General features: G+C 67.8%; 16 protein-coding genes. 15 read left to right on the forward strand and 1 reads right to left on the reverse strand.

Annotated features, from left to right (window positions below):
* The first annotated feature begins 2 nt into the window (after window positions 1-2).
* Genes priA through hisI form a run of 4 tightly spaced genes read left to right on the forward strand, consistent with a single transcriptional unit; the run spans window position 3 to window position 2675 of the window.
* Window positions 3-737, forward strand: a complete 735-nt coding sequence (priA, locus tag OG976_RS26205; RefSeq protein ID WP_328355816.1) for a bifunctional 1-(5-phosphoribosyl)-5-((5-phosphoribosylamino)methylideneamino)imidazole-4-carboxamide isomerase/phosphoribosylanthranilate isomerase PriA — start codon at window positions 3-5, stop codon at window positions 735-737.
* 5 nt (window positions 738-742) lie between these two features.
* The gene (locus OG976_RS26210) at window positions 743-1561 is read left to right on the forward strand and encodes an inositol monophosphatase family protein (RefSeq protein WP_328355819.1); all 819 of its coding nucleotides are present in this window, start codon (window positions 743-745) and stop codon (window positions 1559-1561) included.
* Complete coding sequence (hisF, locus tag OG976_RS26215; protein ID WP_328355822.1) at window positions 1561-2334, forward strand: imidazole glycerol phosphate synthase subunit HisF; 774 nt, start codon at window positions 1561-1563, stop codon at window positions 2332-2334. The genes OG976_RS26210 and hisF overlap by 1 nt, the downstream gene beginning before the upstream one ends.
* Window positions 2331-2675: a phosphoribosyl-AMP cyclohydrolase gene (gene hisI / locus OG976_RS26220; protein WP_328355825.1), complete on the forward strand. Its 345-nt coding sequence runs from the start codon at window positions 2331-2333 to the stop codon at window positions 2673-2675. The genes hisF and hisI overlap by 4 nt, the downstream gene beginning before the upstream one ends.
* Here hisI and OG976_RS26225 read toward each other — a convergent pair whose 3' ends face one another.
* Entirely contained in the window at window positions 2676-3146 is a 471-nt protein-coding gene (locus tag OG976_RS26225; protein WP_328355830.1) for a peroxiredoxin, read from the reverse strand.
* 55 nt (window positions 3147-3201) lie between these two features.
* Between OG976_RS26225 and OG976_RS26230 the strand changes: the two genes are divergently transcribed.
* The 11 genes from OG976_RS26230 to OG976_RS26280 all read left to right on the forward strand — a co-directional run bounded on the left by OG976_RS26230 (window position 3202) and on the right by OG976_RS26280 (window position 18453).
* Window positions 3202-4722: an anthranilate synthase component I gene (locus tag OG976_RS26230; protein WP_328355833.1), complete on the forward strand. Its 1521-nt coding sequence runs from the start codon at window positions 3202-3204 to the stop codon at window positions 4720-4722.
* A complete protein-coding gene (locus OG976_RS26235) occupies window positions 4719-5312 on the forward strand; it encodes a TIGR02234 family membrane protein (protein WP_328355836.1) in 594 nt (197 codons plus the stop codon). The genes OG976_RS26230 and OG976_RS26235 overlap by 4 nt, the downstream gene beginning before the upstream one ends.
* Window positions 5313-5392: 80 nt before the next feature.
* Entirely contained in the window at window positions 5393-6211 is an 819-nt protein-coding gene (gene trpC, locus OG976_RS26240) for an indole-3-glycerol phosphate synthase TrpC (protein ID WP_328355839.1), read from the forward strand.
* A 3-nt stretch (window positions 6212-6214) separates the two neighbouring features.
* Entirely contained in the window at window positions 6215-7486 is a 1272-nt protein-coding gene (gene trpB, locus OG976_RS26245; protein ID WP_328355842.1) for a tryptophan synthase subunit beta, read from the forward strand.
* The gene (trpA, locus tag OG976_RS26250; protein ID WP_328355845.1) at window positions 7483-8295 is read left to right on the forward strand and encodes a tryptophan synthase subunit alpha; all 813 of its coding nucleotides are present in this window, start codon (window positions 7483-7485) and stop codon (window positions 8293-8295) included. Before trpB ends, trpA begins: the two co-directional genes overlap by 4 nt.
* Window positions 8292-9863: a prolipoprotein diacylglyceryl transferase gene (gene lgt / locus OG976_RS26255; protein WP_328355848.1), complete on the forward strand. Its 1572-nt coding sequence runs from the start codon at window positions 8292-8294 to the stop codon at window positions 9861-9863. Before trpA ends, lgt begins: the two co-directional genes overlap by 4 nt.
* A 64-nt stretch (window positions 9864-9927) precedes the next feature.
* Window positions 9928-11391: an HNH endonuclease signature motif containing protein gene (locus tag OG976_RS26260; RefSeq protein WP_328355851.1), complete on the forward strand. Its 1464-nt coding sequence runs from the start codon at window positions 9928-9930 to the stop codon at window positions 11389-11391.
* 44 nt (window positions 11392-11435) lie between these two features.
* A complete protein-coding gene (locus OG976_RS26265) occupies window positions 11436-11825 on the forward strand; it encodes an NINE protein (RefSeq protein ID WP_328355854.1) in 390 nt (129 codons plus the stop codon).
* Entirely contained in the window at window positions 11815-12228 is a 414-nt protein-coding gene (locus tag OG976_RS26270) for a DUF2752 domain-containing protein (protein WP_328364036.1), read from the forward strand. Before OG976_RS26265 ends, OG976_RS26270 begins: the two co-directional genes overlap by 11 nt.
* Window positions 12229-12404: 176 nt before the next feature.
* Complete coding sequence (gene gltB / locus OG976_RS26275; protein ID WP_328355857.1) at window positions 12405-16961, forward strand: glutamate synthase large subunit; 4557 nt, start codon at window positions 12405-12407, stop codon at window positions 16959-16961.
* The gene (locus tag OG976_RS26280; protein WP_328355860.1) at window positions 16954-18453 is read left to right on the forward strand and encodes a glutamate synthase subunit beta; all 1500 of its coding nucleotides are present in this window, start codon (window positions 16954-16956) and stop codon (window positions 18451-18453) included. Before gltB ends, OG976_RS26280 begins: the two co-directional genes overlap by 8 nt.
* The last annotated feature ends 46 nt before the right edge of the window (window positions 18454-18499 follow it).

Consider the following 18499-nt stretch of genomic DNA (forward strand, 5'->3'; position numbering starts at 1 on the left):
GAGTGCCACTGATTCTTCTTCCTGCCGTCGACGTGGTCGAGGGCAAGGCGGTCCGCCTGGTACAGGGCAAGGCCGGAAGCGAGACCGAGTATGGTTCGGCGCTCGACGCCGCCCTGACCTGGCAGCGCGACGGTGCCGAATGGATACATCTGGTCGACCTCGATGCGGCGTTCGGTCGTGGTTCCAACCGTGAGCTGCTGGCCGAGCTCGTCGGCCAGCTCGACGTGAAAGTCGAACTGTCGGGCGGAATCCGCGACGACGAGTCGCTGAAGGCCGCGCTGGCCACCGGCTGCGCGCGGGTCAACATCGGCACCGCCGCGCTGGAGAATCCGCTGTGGTGCGCCGCTGCCATCGCCGAGTACGGCGACAAGGTCGCGGTCGGCCTCGACGTGCAGATCGTCGACGGGGAGCACCGGCTGCGCGGCCGCGGCTGGGAGACCGACGGCGGCGACTTGTGGCACGTGCTGGAGCGTCTCGACAGTGAAGGGTGTTCGCGGTTCGTCGTCACCGACGTCACCAAGGACGGCACGCTGACCGGCCCCAACCTCGACCTGCTCGAGGGAGTCGCCGAATGCACCAACTCCCCGGTGATCGCCTCGGGTGGGGTGTCGAGCCTGGACGATCTGCGCGCCATCGCGACCTTGACCGACAGCGGTGTGGAAGGCGCGATCGTCGGAAAGGCGCTCTACGCAGGCCGATTCACGCTGCCGGAGGCGCTGGCCGCGGTGAGTCAGTAACCCCGATGGCAGCGCGGTCGGTGGATCTCGAGGCCCTCGTGGCGCAGGCGGCGGCGATTCTGGATGACGCGTCCGTACCGTTCGTCGCCGGTCACCGGGCCGAATCGGCCGTGCAGAAGAAGGGCAACGACTTCGCAACCGAGGTCGACCTGGCCATCGAGCGGCAGGTGGTGCAGGCGCTGGAATCGGCCACCGGAATCGGCGTGCACGGCGAGGAGTTCGGCGGCGCGGATATCGAGTCACCCCTGGTGTGGGTGCTCGACCCGATCGACGGGACGTTCAACTACGCGGCAGGCTCACCGATGGCTGCGATCCTGCTCGGTCTGCTGCGCGAGGGCGAGCCGGTGGCCGGGCTGACCTGGCTGCCGTTCTCCGACCAGCGCTACACCGCGGTGCGCGGCGGCCCGGTGTACTTCAACGGGGTGGCCCAGCCGCCGATCGACCGCGGCGAGATTGCGCAGTGCGTCATCGGGATCGGCACCTTCAACGTCGACTGGGGCGGCCGGTTCCCCGGGCGCTACCGGCTGGCGGTGTTCGAGAACCTCAGCCGGGTGTGCTCGAAACTACGGATGCACGGCGCGACGGGAATCGACCTGGCCTACGTCGGTGCCGGAGTTCTCGGTGGGGCAATCAGTTTCGGTGATCACATCTGGGATCACGCGGCCGGGGTGGCACTGGTGCGCGCCGCGGGGGGAGTCGTCACCGACCTGTCCGGCGAGCAGTGGACGGCGTCGTCGCGCTCGGCGCTGGCGGCCGCCCCCGGGGTGCACGAACACATCATGGAGATTCTGGATCGAGTCGGCTCCCCGGAGGACTACCGGTAATGGATGTTGCGGTACGTGTGATTCCCTGCCTGGACGTCGACGCCGGCCGGGTGGTCAAGGGAGTGAACTTCGAAAACCTGCGTGACGCAGGCGATCCCGTCGAACTTGCCGCGGCCTACGACGCCGAGGGCGCCGACGAGCTGTGCTTCCTCGATGTGACGGCATCGTCGTCGGGCCGGGCCACCATGCTCGACGTGGTGCGCCGCACCGCCGAGCAGGTGTTCATCCCGCTGACCGTCGGCGGCGGTGTGCGCTCGGTGGCCGACGTGGACTCGCTGTTGCGTGCCGGGGCGGACAAGGTGTCGGTGAATACCGCGGCGATCGCACGCCCGGAGTTGCTCGCGGAGCTGTCCCGCCAGTTCGGATCGCAGTGCATCGTGTTGTCGGTGGATGCCCGAACGGTGCCGGAGGGTTCGCCGGCCACGCCGTCGGGCTGGGAGGTCACCACCCACGGCGGACGTCAGGGCACCGGGATCGATGCGGTCGAATGGGCAACCCGCGGAGCCGAATTGGGTGTCGGTGAGATCCTGCTGAACTCGATGGATGCCGACGGCACCAAGGCCGGTTTCGATCTCACGATGCTCAAGGCCGTCCGCAAGGCGGTGACGGTGCCGGTGATCGCCAGCGGTGGGGCAGGGGCCGTCGAGCATTTCACTCCGGCCGTGCAGGCCGGTGCCGATGCAGTGTTGGCGGCCAGCGTGTTTCACTTCCGTGAGCTGACCATCGGTGAGGTCAAGTCCGCGATGGCCGCCCAGGGCGTGATCGTCCGATGAGCCTGGACCCGCAGATCGCCAAGCGGCTCAAGCGCGACGCCAACGGGCTGTTCGCCGCGATCGCCCAGGAGCGCGGCACCGGCGACGTCCTGATGGTCGCCTGGATGGACGACGAGGCCCTGGCCCGCACGCTGGAAACCCGCGAAGCGACCTACTACTCGCGCTCGCGCGGCGAGTACTGGGTCAAGGGCGCCACCTCGGGTCACACCCAGCACGTGCACTCGGTGCGGCTGGACTGCGATGGCGACGCCGTGTTGCTGGAGGTCGACCAGGTCGGCGGGGCGTGCCACACCGGCGATCACAGCTGCTTCGACGCCGATCTGCTGTTGGGCGAGGAGTAACTAGCCCGTCGTCGACTTGCGCGACTTGAGAACCTCGAGCGCCTTGTCGGCGTGGGTGTCCATGTTGACCTCGCTGGAGATCACCTCGAGCACCGTGCGATCGGTGTCGATGACGAAGGTCGTGCGCTTGACGGGCAGGAACTTGCCCAGCAGTCCGCGCTTGACCCCGAATGCGGTGGCCACCGCACCGTCGGCGTCCGACAGCAGCGGGTAGTCGAAACGCTGGGACTCGGCGAACTTGGCCTGCTTGTCGACCGCGTCGGTGCTGATGCCGACCCGCGAGGCACCGACGGCGGCGAACTCGCCGGCCAGGTCACGGAAGTGACAGGCCTCCTTGGTGCACCCGGGCGTCATCGCAGCGGGATAGAAGAACAGCACGATCGGTCCGTCGGCGAGCAGGCTGGTCAGCGAGCGCACTGTGCCGGTCTGGTCGGGCAGTTCGAAGTCGGCTACACGGTCACCACGTTTCATGGGTGACCAGGCTACGCCCGTCAATCGGCCACCGTGAGTCTGGGAAGATGTAGCCGTGCACTCCACCCTCGCCGTCACCACCACGCGCGACGAGTTCCGCATTCTGGCCGCTGAACACCGCGTCGTCCCGGTGACCCGCAAGGTGCTCGCCGACAGCGAGACGCCGCTGTCGGCGTACCGCAAGCTGGCCGCCAGCCGCCCGGGAACCTTCCTGCTCGAGTCCGCCGAGAACGGCCGGTCATGGTCGCGATGGTCGTTCATCGGCGCCGGTGCGCCCTCGGCGCTGACCGTGCGCGACGGGGAGGCGGTCTGGCTGGGCACCACCCCGCAGGGGGCGCCCACCGGCGGTGACCCACTGGAGGCGCTGCGCCAGACCATCGAACTGCTGTCCACCGGCCCGCTCGCGGGGGTACCTCCGTTGTCGGGGGGCATGGTCGGGTTCTTCGCCTACGACTTCGTCCGCCGCCTCGAGCGCCTGCCGGAGTTGGCCGTCGACGATCTCGGCCTGCCCGACATGCTGCTGCTGCTGGCCACCGATCTAGCCGCCGTCGACCACCACGAAGGCACCATCACCCTGATCGCCAACGCGGTGAACTGGGACGGCACCGCCGACCGCGTCGACGAGGCCTACGACGACGCCGTCGCCCGGTTGGATGTCATGACCACGGCGCTCGGGCAACCGCTTCCGTCGACGGTGGCCACGTTCTCCCGGCCCGAACCTCGGCACCGCTCCCAGCGCACGATGCAGGAGTACAGCGCCGTCGTGGAACGTTTGGTCGGCGAGATCGAGGCCGGCGAGGCCTTCCAGGTGGTTCCCTCGCAACGCTTCGAGATGGACACCGACGCCGACCCGATCGACGTCTACCGGATGCTGCGGGTGTCCAACCCGAGCCCGTACATGTATCTGCTGCAGGTTCCCGATGAGGCTGGGGGAACGGCGTTTTCGATCGTCGGGTCCAGTCCCGAGGCGTTGGTGACGGTCCAGGATGGTTGGGCCACAACACATCCCATCGCCGGAACACGCTGGCGGGGTCAGACCGAAGAGGAAGACCAGCTTCTCGAGAAGGAACTGCTGTCCGACGAGAAGGAACGCGCCGAGCACCTGATGCTGGTCGACCTCGGCCGCAACGACCTCGGTCGGGTGTGTGTGCCGGGCACCGTGCGGGTGGAGGACTACAGCCACATCGAGCGGTACAGCCACGTCATGCACCTGGTGTCCACCGTGACCGGACTGCTCGCCGAGCATCGCTCCGCGCTGGACGCGGTGACGGCCTGTTTCCCGGCCGGCACCCTGTCCGGGGCGCCGAAGGTACGCGCCATGGAACTCATCGAAGAGGTGGAGAAGACCCGCCGCGGGCTCTACGGCGGCGTGGTCGGCTACCTGGACTTCGCGGGCAATGCCGATTTCGCCATCGCGATCCGAACCGCGCTGATGCGTAACGGAACCGCCTATGTGCAGGCCGGTGGCGGCGTGGTCGCGGACTCCAACGGCCCCTACGAGTACAACGAGGCCGCCAACAAGGCCAAGGCCGTGCTCAACGCTATTGCGGCTGCCGAGACCCTGGGCGCGCCGTGATCCGTCTCGGGCAATTGCTGTTGGTCGTCGCGGCCGTGGGGCTGTGGGTGGCCTCGCGACTGCCCTGGGCGGCGATCACCTCGTTCGACGGACTCGGACAACCCAAGACGGCCACGCTCAACGGCGCCGCCTGGTCCAATGCCCTGCTGCCGATGGCGGTGCTGCTGCTGGCCGCGGCGGTGGCCGGCCTGGCTGTGCACGGTTGGGGGCTGCGCGCGGTGGCGGTCCTGGTCGCCGCGGTGAGCCTGGTGCTGGGCTATCTGGGCCTCAGCCTGGTCGTGATGCCCGACATCGGGCCCCGCGCCGCTGAACTGGCCCAGGTGCCGGTGGCCTCGCTGGTGGCCAGTGAACGGCACCTCCCGGGTGCGGCACTGACGTTGGCGGCGGCGCTGTGCACCCTGGTCGCTGCCGTCCTGCTGCTGCGTTCGGCAGGCACCGCCCGGCAGGGTGCAGCCAAGTACGCCGCTCCCGGAGCGCGGAGGGCGGCCACCCGGGGTGAGGAACCCGAGGCAGGGCTCTCGGAACGGAGCATGTGGGACGCGCTCGACGAGGGCCAAGATCCGACCGAGTCGAACACCGAGGGTCGGTGACGGGGGATGGCCATCGAGCGGCTACCCTTTCACGGACATCAATGTCACGGTCAGAACCAGCAAGAAGGGACCCGACTGGCATGAGTTCGGCAACCGTGCTCGACTCCATCATCGAGGGAGTCCGCGCTGACGTTGCCGCCCGCGAGGCGATCGTGAGCCTCGCCGAGGTCAAGGCAGCCGCCGAGTCCGCACCCGCCCCGCTTGACGTGCTTGCCGCGCTGCGTGCTCCGGGTATCGCGGTCATCGCCGAAGTCAAGCGCGCCAGCCCGTCACGCGGCCAACTGGCTAACATCGCAGACCCCGCCGAGTTGGCCCTCGCCTACCAGAGCGGCGGTGCCCGGGTGATCAGCGTGCTCACCGAGGAGCGCCGATTCCACGGTTCGCTCGCCGACCTCGACGCCGTGCGCGCCGCGGTCAGAATTCCGGTGCTGCGCAAGGACTTCGTCGTCCGGCCGTATCAGATTCACGAGGCCAGGGCACACGGCGCAGACATGCTGCTGCTGATCGTTGCCGCACTCGAGCAGCCGGCCCTGGAGTCGATGCTCGAACGCACCGAATCGTTGGGGATGACCGCTCTGGTCGAGGTCCACACCGAGGAGGAGGCCGACCGGGCGCTGCAGGCCGGGGCCAAGGTCATCGGCGTCAACGCCCGCGACCTCAAGACGCTGGAAGTGGACCGGGATTGCTTCGCCCGCATTGCGCCGGGCCTGCCGTCGGACATCATCCGGGTGGCCGAGTCCGGTGTACGCGGCACCGCCGATCTGCTGGCCTACGCCGGTGCGGGCGCCGACGCGGTACTGGTCGGCGAGGGTCTGGTCACCAGTGGGGATCCCCGCAGCGCGGTGGCTGACCTGGTGACCGCGGGAGCCCATCCGTCGTGCCCGAAACCCGCCCGCTGAGTCGTGGCTGACATCTCGACGCCGAACGTGCCGCGCACCAGTGCGGCCGTTGCCGAGCCGACCACACACGATCCGGACGCCCGCGGACATTTCGGGGAGTTCGGCGGCCGCTATGTGCCCGAGGCGCTGATGGCCGTCATCGAAGAGGTGACCGCCGCCTACGAAAAAGCCCGCACCGATCAGGAATTCCTCGATCGGCTCGACAACCTGCAGACGCATTACGCCGGCCGGCCCTCGCCGCTGTACGAGGCGGTCAGGCTCAGCGAGCACGTCGGCGGAGCCCGGATCTTCCTCAAGCGCGAAGACCTCAACCACACCGGCTCGCACAAGATCAACAACGTCCTCGGGCAGGCACTGCTGGCCAAGCAGATGGGCAAGACCCGGGTGATCGCCGAGACCGGCGCGGGCCAGCACGGCGTGGCCACCGCGACGGCCTGCGCGCTGCTCGGGCTGGAGTGCGTGATCTACATGGGGGCGGTGGATACCGCGCGCCAGGCGCTCAACGTGGCACGGATGCGGCTGCTGGGCGCCGAGGTCGTCGCGGTGGAGTCGGGCTCGAAGACGTTGAAGGATGCCATCAACGAAGCCTTCCGCGACTGGGTCACCAATGCCGACGAGACGTATTACTGCTTCGGTACCGCGGCCGGCCCGCACCCGTTCCCGTTGATGGTGCGTGATTTCCAGCGCGTGATCGGGTTGGAAACCCGCACCCAGATCCTCGCCCAGGCCGGCCGGTTGCCGGACGCGGTGACCGCCTGTGTAGGCGGTGGATCCAATGCCATCGGGATCTTCCACGCGTTCATCGACGACCCCTCCGTGCGTCTCGTCGGCTACGAGGCCGCCGGTGACGGTGTCGAAACCGGACGCCATGCCGCCACGTTCACCGGTGGGACGAAGGGTGCTTTCCAGGGCTCGTACTCGTACCTGCTGCAGAACCGCGACGGCCAGACCATCGAATCCCATTCGATCTCAGCCGGATTGGACTATCCGGGAGTCGGCCCCGAGCACGCTTTCCTCAAGGACATCGGCCGTACCGAGTACCAGCCGATCACCGACGTCGAAGCGATGGATGCGTTCGGTCTGCTGTGCCGGATGGAGGGCATCATCCCGGCCATCGAGTCGGCGCACGCGGTGGCGGGCACGGTGAAACTGGCGGCCGAGTTGGGGACCGGTGCGATCGTGGTGGTCAACCTGTCGGGCCGTGGCGACAAGGATGTCGAGACCGCAGCCAAGTGGTTCGGGTTGATGGACAACCCGGCCAAGGGGGACCTGTGACCGTTCAGCACAGCCAGCCGGGCCGGCTGGCGAAGGTCTTCGACTCGTGTCGTGCCGAGGGTCGCGCCGCCCTCATCGGGTACCTGCCCACCGGCTATCCCGACGTCGAGTCCTCGATCGAGGCCATGGTGGCGATGACCGAATCCGGTTGCGACATCATCGAAGTCGGTGTGCCCTACTCCGATCCCGGGATGGACGGGCCGGTAATCGCGACTGCGACCGAGACCGCACTGCAAGGCGGAGTCCGGGTGACTGACTCGCTGCGGGCCGTTGAGGCCATCAGCGCTGCCGGTGGCAACCCGGTTGTGATGACGTACTGGAACCTGGTGTTGCACTACGGCGTTGACGCGTGGGCTCGCGATCTGGCGGCTGCCGGCGGCTTGGGCATGATCACGCCCGACCTGATTCCCGACGAGGCCGACAAGTGGTTCGCCGCCTCTGACGCCCACAATCTGGACCGCATCTTCCTGGTGGCGCCGTCCTCGACGCCGGAGCGGCTCGCTAAGACTGTGCAGTCGTGCCGCGGTTTCGTCTATGCCGCTTCCACGATGGGTGTCACCGGGGCGCGCGACGTCGTGTCGCACGCCGCACCTGAACTGGTGCACCGGGTCAAGGATGTCTCCGACATTCCAGTCGGGGTTGGTCTCGGTGTGCGCTCACGTGAGCAGGCCGCCGAGATCGCGTCGTTCGCCGACGGGGTGATCGTCGGGTCCGCCTTGGTGTCTGCGCTCACCGACGGGGTTCCGGCCGTGCGAGCGTTGACCGAAGAATTGGCCGTTGGTGTGCGACAGAAGGTGCCCGCTTCGTGACGACGACTGTCCTGGCCTATTTCCCGAGCCCGTCACAAGGTGTCTGGCATCTGGGCCCGGTACCGATCCGCGCCTATGCGCTGTGCATCATCGCCGGCATCATCGCCGCGCTGATGATCGGGGACCGCCGGTGGGAGGCGCGTGGCGGTGAACGCGGCGTCATCTACGACATCGCCTTGTGGGCGGTGCCGTTCGGCCTGATCGGTGGCCGGCTATATCACCTGATGACCGACTGGCGAACCTACTTCGGCGAGGGTGGCGCCGGAATCGGCGCGGCGCTGCGAATCTGGGACGGCGGGTTGGGCATCTGGGGTGCTGTCGCCCTCGGTGGTGTCGGCGCGTGGATTGCCTGCCGGCGCAGAGGGATACCGCTGCCGGCGTTCGGCGACGCGGTCGCTCCCGGCATCGTGCTCGCCCAGGCGATCGGCCGGCTCGGCAATTACTTCAACCAGGAGCTGTACGGCCGCGAGACGACGTTGCCGTGGGGCCTGGAGATCTTCTACCGGCGTGACTCGTCGGGCATGGTCGACGTGCACTCCCTCGACGGCGTGTCCACGGGCCAGGTGGCTGCGGTCGTGCAGCCGACGTTCCTGTACGAATTGCTCTGGAACCTTCTGGTTTTCGTGCTCCTGCTGTGGGCCGACCGGCGATTCAAGTTGGGCCACGGACGGTTGTTCGCGCTGTATGTCGCCGGCTACTGCGTCGGCCGGTTCTGGGTCGAGCTGCTGCGCGATGACACCGCGACGCACATCGCCGGGATTCGGGTGAATTCGTTCACGTCGGTGTTCGTGTTCATCGGCGCGGTGGTCTACATCATGCTGGCGCCTAAGGGTCGGGAGGATCCGTCCACCCTCGGTGGTACGCACCCGGATCTCGAGGAGAGCCCTGTCGAGGAGCTCGCCGAGGAGTTGGTGGCAGCGGCCAAGGGCAGTGGAATCGTTGCCGCCGCGACAGTTGCGGGCGAGCACGAGGCTGAGGATGCCCAGGCCGTCGGCGATGTGGAGGAAGCCGAGGCAGAGCCAGGGCCGGAGCAGGAGCCTGAGGCCGAACCTGCGGCCGAAGCTGAGCCTGAGCCTGCGGCTGAAGCTGAGCCCGTAACAGAGCCCGAGCCTGCGGCAGAGGCTGAGCCTGAGCCCGCGGCAGTGCCCGAGCCGGAAGCCGAGGCAGAGCGTGAGCCTGCGGCTGAAGCTGAGCCCGTAACAGAGCCCGAGCCCGAGCCCGGGCCCGAGCCTGAAGCTGAGCCCGAGCCCGAGCCCGAAGCCGAGCCCGAACCTGCGGCTGAAGCTGAGCCCGTAGCAGAGCCCGAGCCGGAAGCCGAGGCGGAGCCTGAGCCTGCGGCTGAAGCTGAGCCCGTAGCAGAGCCCGAGCCCGAGCCTGTGCCCGAAGCAGAAGCAGAGCCTGCGGCAGAGGCAGAGCCTCAGCCCGAGCCCGAGCCTCAGCCCGAGGCGGAAGCAGAGTCTGAGCCCGTGGCAGAACCAGAGCCCGCCCCCACACCCACGGCGCAACGTCGCGGCTTCACGGGCACGGTCCGCCGCGTCCTCTGGGGTGTCGAGATTCGTCGGGACTGAATCCTCCCGCTGCTGGAATCCTGCACGACTGAAACTTGTCGGCCACGCGGGTATACTCGAACGTATGTTCGATAGCCCGTTTCATGATTATTGGGAGCCGCCGGTATCGGCGGCTTCTGAGGATCTGATTGCGCGGTTGTGTGGGGCGTCGCGGGCGGAGAACCGGGCGGGGGCGTCGCGGTTGCGTGCGGTGTGTGAGCTCTTTGAGATGCGCCGTGTGCAGCGTGGGGAGCGTGCTGACTGGGCGGTGGATACGTGGGCGGCTGTGGGTGCGGAGGTGGCTGCGGCGTTGCGGGTCAGTTTGGCCAAGGCGGGCAGCCTGATGAATTACGGGCTGGCGATGCTGCGCCTGCCGGCGGTGGCGGCGGTGTTTGAGGCCGGCGATATCGATGTCGGGGTGTTCGCGGCGATCGTGTTCCGCACGGAGTTGATCACCGATGAGTCGGCGATGGCGGCGGTCGATGCGGAGTTGGCGGCGCGGGTGGGCCGGTGGCCGTCGATGACGCGGGGCCGGTTGAACTCCGAGATTGATCGGGTCGTGGTCCGCCATGATCGCGATGCGGTGCGTCGGGTGCGCGAGCGTGCCCAGGAGCGCCATGTGTCGGTGTGGGACAAGGGTGATGGCACGGCCGAGCTCGACGGAGTGTTGGTGTCGAGCGATGCCGCGGCTCTCGATACGCGTCTGGACGGGTTGGCGGGCACGGTGTGCGGTGATGATCCGCGCACCGTGGAGCAGCGTCGTGCGGATGCGTTGGGGGCGTTGGCGGTGGGGATGGATCGGCTGGCGTGCCGCTGCGGCAACCCCGACTGCCCCGCTGGGGAGCGGCCCGCGAACCAGGGTGTGGTGATCCATGTCGTGGCGGAGCAGGCCACGGTGGAGGGCCGCTCGCAGGCGCCGGGGTATCTGATGGGCACCAATGCGCTGATCTCGGCGGAGTTGGTGGCCGAGTTGGCCCGCACGGCTAAGCAGCGGCCGTTGTTTGACTTCACCGGTAGCCCGGCGGAGGCGGGGTATCGGCCCTCGCAGGGGTTGGCCGATTTTGTGCGGGCTCGGGATCTGACGTGTCGCGCGCCTGGGTGTGATCGCCCCGCGACCGATTGCGATCTGGACCATACGATTCCGTATCCGTTGGGTCCCACCCATGCCGGAAACCTCAAATGTCTGTGCCGGGTGCATCATTTGCTGAAAACGTTCTGGGGGTGGCGCGATGAACAACTCCCGGATGGCACGGTGATCTGGCGGATCCCGGGTGGGTCGACCTACATCACCACCCCCGGCAGCGTCTTCCTGTTCCCGACGCTGGTGGCACCGACACCGTCGCGCCATCAGGGAGGCCACCGCGAGGCTTGCGAGCCCGGTGAGCAACGTGGGGTGATGATGCCCCGCCGGACCCGCACCCGCGCCCAGAACCGGGCACACGCGATCACCACCGAACGGACCCGCAACCACAACGACCGCAGAACCCGCCACGCCGCGATCCTCGGAACACCACCACCGGACAACGACGCCGACCCACCGCCCTTCTAGGCGGCAAAGCTTCATCCGATGACGCACTCTGGCATGCTGAGCGCATGACCGAGCCGCAGTTCGGGGGCACCGAGGGCAGCACACCGCCGCCTAACTACCCACCGCCTCCCAACTACCCACCGCCCACCCAGTTTCCGACCCAGTTCGGCTACCAGGATCCGTCGGCACCCTATGGTCGTCATCCGATCACGGGCGAGCCGCTGTCGGACAAGTCGAAGGTCGTCGCGGGACTGCTGCAGCTCCTGGGGTTAGTCGGTCTCGTCGGTATCGGCCGGATCTACCTCGGCTACACCGGCCTAGGGGTCGCCCAGTTGCTCGTCGGCCTGGTCACCTGCGGCATCGGTGCGGTCATCTGGGGCATTGTCGACGCCGTGCTGATCCTCACCGACAAGGTCCGCGACCCACAGGGCCGTCCGCTGCGTGATGGAACCTAGCGCGCCGCACACCCACGGCACCCGCCGCTACGCAGCGCTCGGTACGGGCCTGCTCGCCGCGGGTGCGCTGACCTACATCGGCCTGGCCGACCCGCACCGCCCCGGCTTTCTGTTTCCGCCCTGCCCGTTCAAGCTGCTTACCGGCTGGAACTGCCCGGCCTGCGGTGGCCTGCGCATGACCCACGACCTCCTGAACGGCAACTTCGCCGCCGCCGTCGTCGACAACGTCTTTCTGCTGGTCGGGCTGCCCGTGCTGGTCCTCTGGGTGATCTGGCGGATCCGGCAGGGCCGACGGGCATTCACCGTGCCCGTGATCATCGTCTTCGCGGTCGCCGCGATCGCCTGGACGATCACCCGCAATATGCCCGGCTTCCCGCTGGTCCCCACAATTCTCGGCCAGTAGCCAACCTGCCTCGCTGATACACTCAGTAACCGGTGCGGCGGTTCGCCGCGCCGAATCATCGGGCCGGCGCAGTCCCGGACATCACACGTCAGACTGCGGCGAGGCCGAAAGTCCCAGTGCCCTTTGTGCACAACAGCTTTCACGCTCCGCATGATCGACTGCGGAGGAGTGTGAAGATGCTGTATTCGGCACTTCCGGAAGCGCAGGGTCTCTACGACCCCCAGAACGAGTCCGACTCGTGCGGTGTTGCGATGGTCGCCGACATCCAGGGCCGACGCTCGCACGCCATCGTCAACGACGGTCTGGTCGCGCTGGAGCACCTCGAACATCGCGGCGCGGCCGGAGCCGAACCCAACAGCGGCGACGGTGCCGGCATCCTGCTGCAACTGCCCGTCGAACTACTGCGCGACGTGGTGGGCTTCGCGCTGCCCGAGCCCTCCGCGGACGGCGCCAATACCTTTGCCGCCGGCATCTGCTTCCTGCCGCAAGACCCCGAGGCCAGGCGGGCCGCCTCCGAGCGGGTCGAAGAGATCGTGCGCGACGAGGGCCTGGAGGTCCTGGGCTGGCGGGCCGTCCCAGTCGATCCCGACGGCGCCGAAGTCGGTGCGACCGCGGTGGGCTGCATGCCCTATATGTCGATGCTCTTCGTCGCTGCCCCCGACCGCGGTGGCCTGCGCCCAGCGGGTATCGATCTCGATCGGCTGGTCTACCCAGCTCGCAAGCGTGCCGAGCAGCAAGACGTGTACTTCCCGTCGCTGTCCAGTCGCACCATGGCCTACAAAGGCATGCTCACCACGATGCAGCTGCCCAAGTACTTTCCGGATCTGCGTGACGAGCGCTGTGCGAGCGCGATCGCGATTGTGCACAGCCGCTTCTCCACGAATACCTTCCCGTCCTGGCCGCTGGCCCACCCGTTCCGCTTCGTGGCCCACAACGGCGAGATCAACACCGTGCGCGGCAACCGCAACCGCATGCACGCCCGCGAGGCGATGCTGGCCAGCTCCACCATCAAGGGCGATATGGCCCGGCTCTCGCCGATCTGCACCCCTGAAGCCTCAGACTCGGCCTCCTTCGACCAGGTTCTGGAACTGCTGCACCTCGGCGGGCGCAGCCTGCCGCATGCGGTGATGATGATGATCCCGGAGGCCTGGGAGAACAACACCACCATGGATCCGGCCCGCCGGGCGTTCTGTCAGTACCACGCCTCGCTGATGGAGCCGTGGGACGGGCCGGCCTGCGTGACGTTCACCGACGGCACGGTGGTCGGCGCGGTGTTGGACCGCAACGGTTTACGGCCCGGCCGGTGGTGGCGCACCATTGACGACCGGGTGATCCTGGCCAGCGAGAGTGGTGTGCTGGACATCCCGTCGGGCGAGGTCGTCGCCAAGGGCCGGCTGGAGCCCGGCAAGATGTTCCTCATCGACACCGCCGCCGGGCGCATCGTGTCCGACGACGAGATCAAGGGCCAACTGGCCGCCGCGGAACCGTACGCGGAGTGGCTGCACGCGGGCCTGCTCGATCTGAAGACGCTGCCCGCCCGCTGCCGTGTGCAGCCCAACCACGAGTCGGTGGTTCGCCGCCAGATCGCCTTCGGCTACACCGAAGAGGACCTGCGAATCCTGCTCACCCCGATGGCGGCCTCCGGTCAGGAGCCGCTCGGCTCGATGGGCACCGACACCCCGCCCGCTGTTCTGTCGCAGCGTTCCAAACTGATCTACGACTACTTCGTGGAACTGTTCGCGCAGGTGACCAATCCGCCTCTGGACGCGATCCGCGAAGAGATCGTCACCTCCATGGCCCGCGTGATGGGGCCCGAGCAGAACCTGCTGGCCCCCACCGCGGCATCCTGCCGCCAGATCCTGCTGCACTGGCCCGTCCTCGACAACGACGAGCTGAGCCGGATCGTCCACATCAACGACGACGGTGAGCAGCCCGGCCTGAAAACCGCCGTGCTGCGCGCGCTCTACGACGTCGAGCGTGGCGGCGAGGGGTTGGCCGAGGCCATCGAGGACCTGCGCCGCCGCGCGTCCAAGGCGATCGCCAAAGGTGCTCGCACCCTGGTCATCTCAGATCGCGACTCGGATCACACCCGCGCGCCGATTCCATCGCTGCTGGCGGTCTCGGCCGTACACCATCACCTGGTGCGCACCAAGCAGCGCACCACGGTGGCCCTGGTGGTCGAAAGCGGTGACGCCCGCGAGGTTCACCACATCGCCCTGCTCATCGGCTACGGCGCCGCGGCGGTCAACCCGTATCTGGCGTTCGAGTCCATCGAGGACCTCATCCGTGAGGGCGAACTCACCGGCATCGAGGCACCCACCGCAGTCCGCAACTACCTCAAGGCGCTCGGCAAGGGTGTCATGAAGGTGATGAGCAAGATGGGTATCTCCACCGTCGGGTCCTACACCGGCGCACAGGCTTTCGAGGCCATTGGGCTGAGCAAGGAAGTCGTCGACGAGTACCTGACCGGTACGGTCAGCCAGATCGGCGGTATCGGGCTCGAGGTGATTGCCGAGGAGGTCAAGCTGCGCCATCGGCGGGCCTACCCGGAGAACCCCACCGAGCGGGTGCATCGCCGCCTCGAGGTCGGCGGCGAATACCAGTTCCGGCGCGAGGGCGAGCTGCACCTGTTCACCCCGGAAACTGTTTTCCTGCTTCAGCATTCGACCCGCACGGGACGCCACGAGGTGTTCGCCAAGTACTCCGAGGAGGTCAACCGGCTCTCCCGTGAAGGCGGCACCTTGCGCGGGCTGTTCAGCTTCAAAGCCGATCTACGCCCGCCCGTTCCGCTGGACGAGGTGGAGTCCGTCGACTCGATCTGCGCCCGGTTCAACACCGGGGCGATGAGCTACGGCTCGATCTCCAAGGAAGCCCACGAGACCATGGCCATCGCCATGAACAACCTCGGCGGGCGCTCCAACAGCGGCGAGGGCGGCGAGGATGCCGACCGGCTCTACGACCCGCGGCGGCGCAGCGCCGTCAAGCAGGTCGCCTCCGGGCGGTTCGGTGTCACCAGCGACTACCTGGTGAACGCCAGCGACATCCAGATCAAGATGGCCCAGGGCGCCAAGCCTGGTGAGGGCGGTCAGCTGCCCGGGTTCAAGGTCTATCCGAGCATCGCCAAGACGCGCCATTCCACCCCCGGTGTCGGTCTGATCTCCCCGCCACCGCACCATGACATCTACTCCATCGAGGATCTGGCGCAGCTGATCCACGACCTCAAGAACGCGAACTCGCAGGCCCGCATTCACGTCAAACTGGTGAGCTCGGTCGGTGTCGGCACGGTCGCCGCCGGGGTCTCCAAGGCCCATGCCGACGTCGTGCTGATCTCCGGGTACGACGGCGGCACCGGCGCGGCTCCGCTGACCAGCCTCAAGCACGCCGGCGCACCGTGGGAGATCGGCCTGGCCGACACTCAGCAGACCTTGATGCTCAACGGACTTCGCGACCGCATCACCGTGCAGTGCGACGGCGGCCTGCGTACCGCCCGCGACGTGGTGATCGCCGCACTGCTCGGGGCCGAGGAGTTCGGCTTCTCCACCGCTCCGCTGGTGGTGGCGGGGTGCATCATGATGCGGGTCTGCCACCTCGACACCTGCCCGGTCGGCGTTGCCACCCAGAACCCCGAACTGCGGGAACGATTCAACGGCAAACCGGAATTCGTTGAGAACTTCTTCCGCTTCATCGCCGAGGACGTCCGAAAGATGCTCGCCGAGTTGGGATTCCGCAGCATCGACGAGGCGGTCGGCCATGCCGAGGTACTCGACACCGACACCGCGGTCGCGCATTGGAAGAGTGAAGGTCTGGATCTGAGCCCGATCTTCGCCGTCCCGTCCGACGCGCACGGCGAACCGCTGACCCAGCGCCGCCGCACCCGCGATCAGGATCACGGTCTGGACCAGGCGCTGGATCGCACCCTGATCGCACTGGCCGAGGGCGCCCTCGAGGATGCCCATCCGGTACGGCTCGAACTGCCGGTGCGCAACGTCAACCGGACGGTGGGAACCCTGCTGGGCTCGGAGGTCACCCGGCGCTACGGCTCTCAGGGCCTGCCCGACGACACCATCCACGTCACCCTCACCGGGTCGGCGGGCCAGTCGATCGGAGCCTTCCTGCCCCCGGGCATCACGCTCGAACTCATCGGTGACGCCAATGACTACGTGGGCAAGGGACTGTCCGGCGGCCGGGTGATCGTGCGACCGCCCGACGACGTGTTGTTCCTGCCGGAGGACAACGTCATCGCCGGCAACACCCTGCTCTACGGAGCCACCTCCGGTGAGCTGTATCTGCGGGGCCGGGTCGGAGAGCGCTTTGCCGCCCGCAACTCCGGTGCTCTCGCGGTGACCGAGGGAGTGGGTGACCACGCCTGCGAGTACATGACCGGCGGACGGGTGGTGGTGCTGGGACTCACCGGCCGCAACTTCGCCGCTGGAATGTCCGGAGGCATCGCCTTCGTGCTCGGGCTGGATCCGTCGAAGGTCAACACCGCCATGGTCGAACTGCAGCGGCCCGAACCAGACGATCTGGTCTGGCTGCGCGACGCGGTGACGCACCACGCCCGCTACACCGGCAGCACACTGGCACGCTCGGTGCTGTCCGACTGGCCAAGGCGCAGTTCGCAGTTCACCAAGATCATGCCGACGGACTATCAGAAGGTGCTGGAAGCGACCAGGATGGCCAAGGCAGAAGGGCGCGACGTGGACACCGCGATCATGGAGGCGACCCGTGGCTGACCCGACCGGCTTCCTGAGAGTCCCGAAGATCGAGGCCGCCAAGCGGCCCGTCGACGAACGCGTCGGCGACTGGAACGAGGTCTACGAGTCGCAGGACCCGCAGCAGCGGGCCGGTGAGGTGGCTCAACAGGCCCGCCGTTGCATGGACTGCGGTATTCCCTTCTGTCACTCCGGCACTGCGGGGTGCCCGCTGGGCAATCTCATCCCGGAATGGAACGACCTGGTCCGGCGCGGTCGCTGGGATGCGGCCAGTGAACGTCTGCACGCCACCAACAATTTCCCGGAGTTCACCGGTCGGCTGTGTCCGGCGCCGTGCGAGGCGGCCTGCGTGCTCTCGATCGCCGAGGACCAGACCGGTGGCAGCGTCACCATCAAGCGCATCGAGAACACCATCGTCGACACCGCCTGGCGGCTGGGCATCGTCGAAGCCCAGTCGGCCGCGATCGGCACCGGCAAGAACGTAGCCGTGGTCGGCTCGGGTCCCGCCGGCCTGGCCGCCGCCCAGCAGCTGACTAGGGCCGGTCATCACGTCACGGTCTACGAGCGCGACGACCGACTCGGCGGGCTGCTGCGCTATGGCATCCCCGAGTACAAGTTGGAGAAGGCGACGCTCAACCAGAGACTGTCCCAGATGCGTGCGGAGGGAACACGTTTCGTCACTGACTGCGAGGTTGGCGTGGACGTCTCGGTCGAGGAACTGCGGCACCGGTTCGACGCCGTCGTACTCGCGGTCGGTGCGCTGCGCGGTCGCGACAACACCGTCGAAGGGCGCCAGCTGCGGGGTGTCCATCTGGCGATGGAGCACCTGGTGCCCGCCAACCGGGAATGCGAGGGCGACGGCCCGTCCCGCATTACGGCCAAGGGCAAGCACGTGGTGATCATCGGCGGTGGTGACACCGGTGCCGACTGCCTGGGCACCGCGCACCGCCAGGGGGCGGTCTCGGTGACCCAACTCGACTACAACCCACAGCCGCCGGATGTCCGCGACGACGCCCAGTCGCCGTGGCCCACCTGGCCGCTGGTGCTGCGAACCTCACCCGCCCACGCCGAAGGCGGCGCAGTGCACTACGAGGTTGCGGTCCAGCGCTTCGTCGGCGACGAGGAAGGCCACGTCCGGGCCATGGAGATCGCCGAGGTGAAGGTCGAGCGGGTCGACGGCCGCCGGATCATCTCCCCGGTGGGCCAGCCATTCCAAATCCCTTGCGATCTGGCGTTGTTGGCCATCGGGTTCGAGGGCGTCGAGCACATGCCACTGCTCACCGATCTCGGAATCGAGCTGAGTAAACGCGGTGCCATCTCGTGCGGATCTGATTGGCAGACTTCGGCTCCCGGCGTCTTCGTCTGCGGTGACGCCCATCGCGGTGCCTCGTTGGTGGTGTGGGCGATCGCCGAGGGTCGCGCTGCGGCGCATGCCGTTGACACCTACCTGATGGGGGATTCGGACCTGCCTGAACCGGTACGGCCGAATCAGTTGCCACTGGCGGTCGTCTGAGTGAACACCCCGCCACCGCGATCTGTATCGGTCGAGATGCCCGTGA

This window comes from Mycobacterium sp. NBC_00419 (genome assembly GCF_036023875.1).
In the GTDB taxonomy this organism is placed as follows: Bacteria; Actinomycetota; Actinomycetes; order Mycobacteriales; family Mycobacteriaceae; genus Mycobacterium.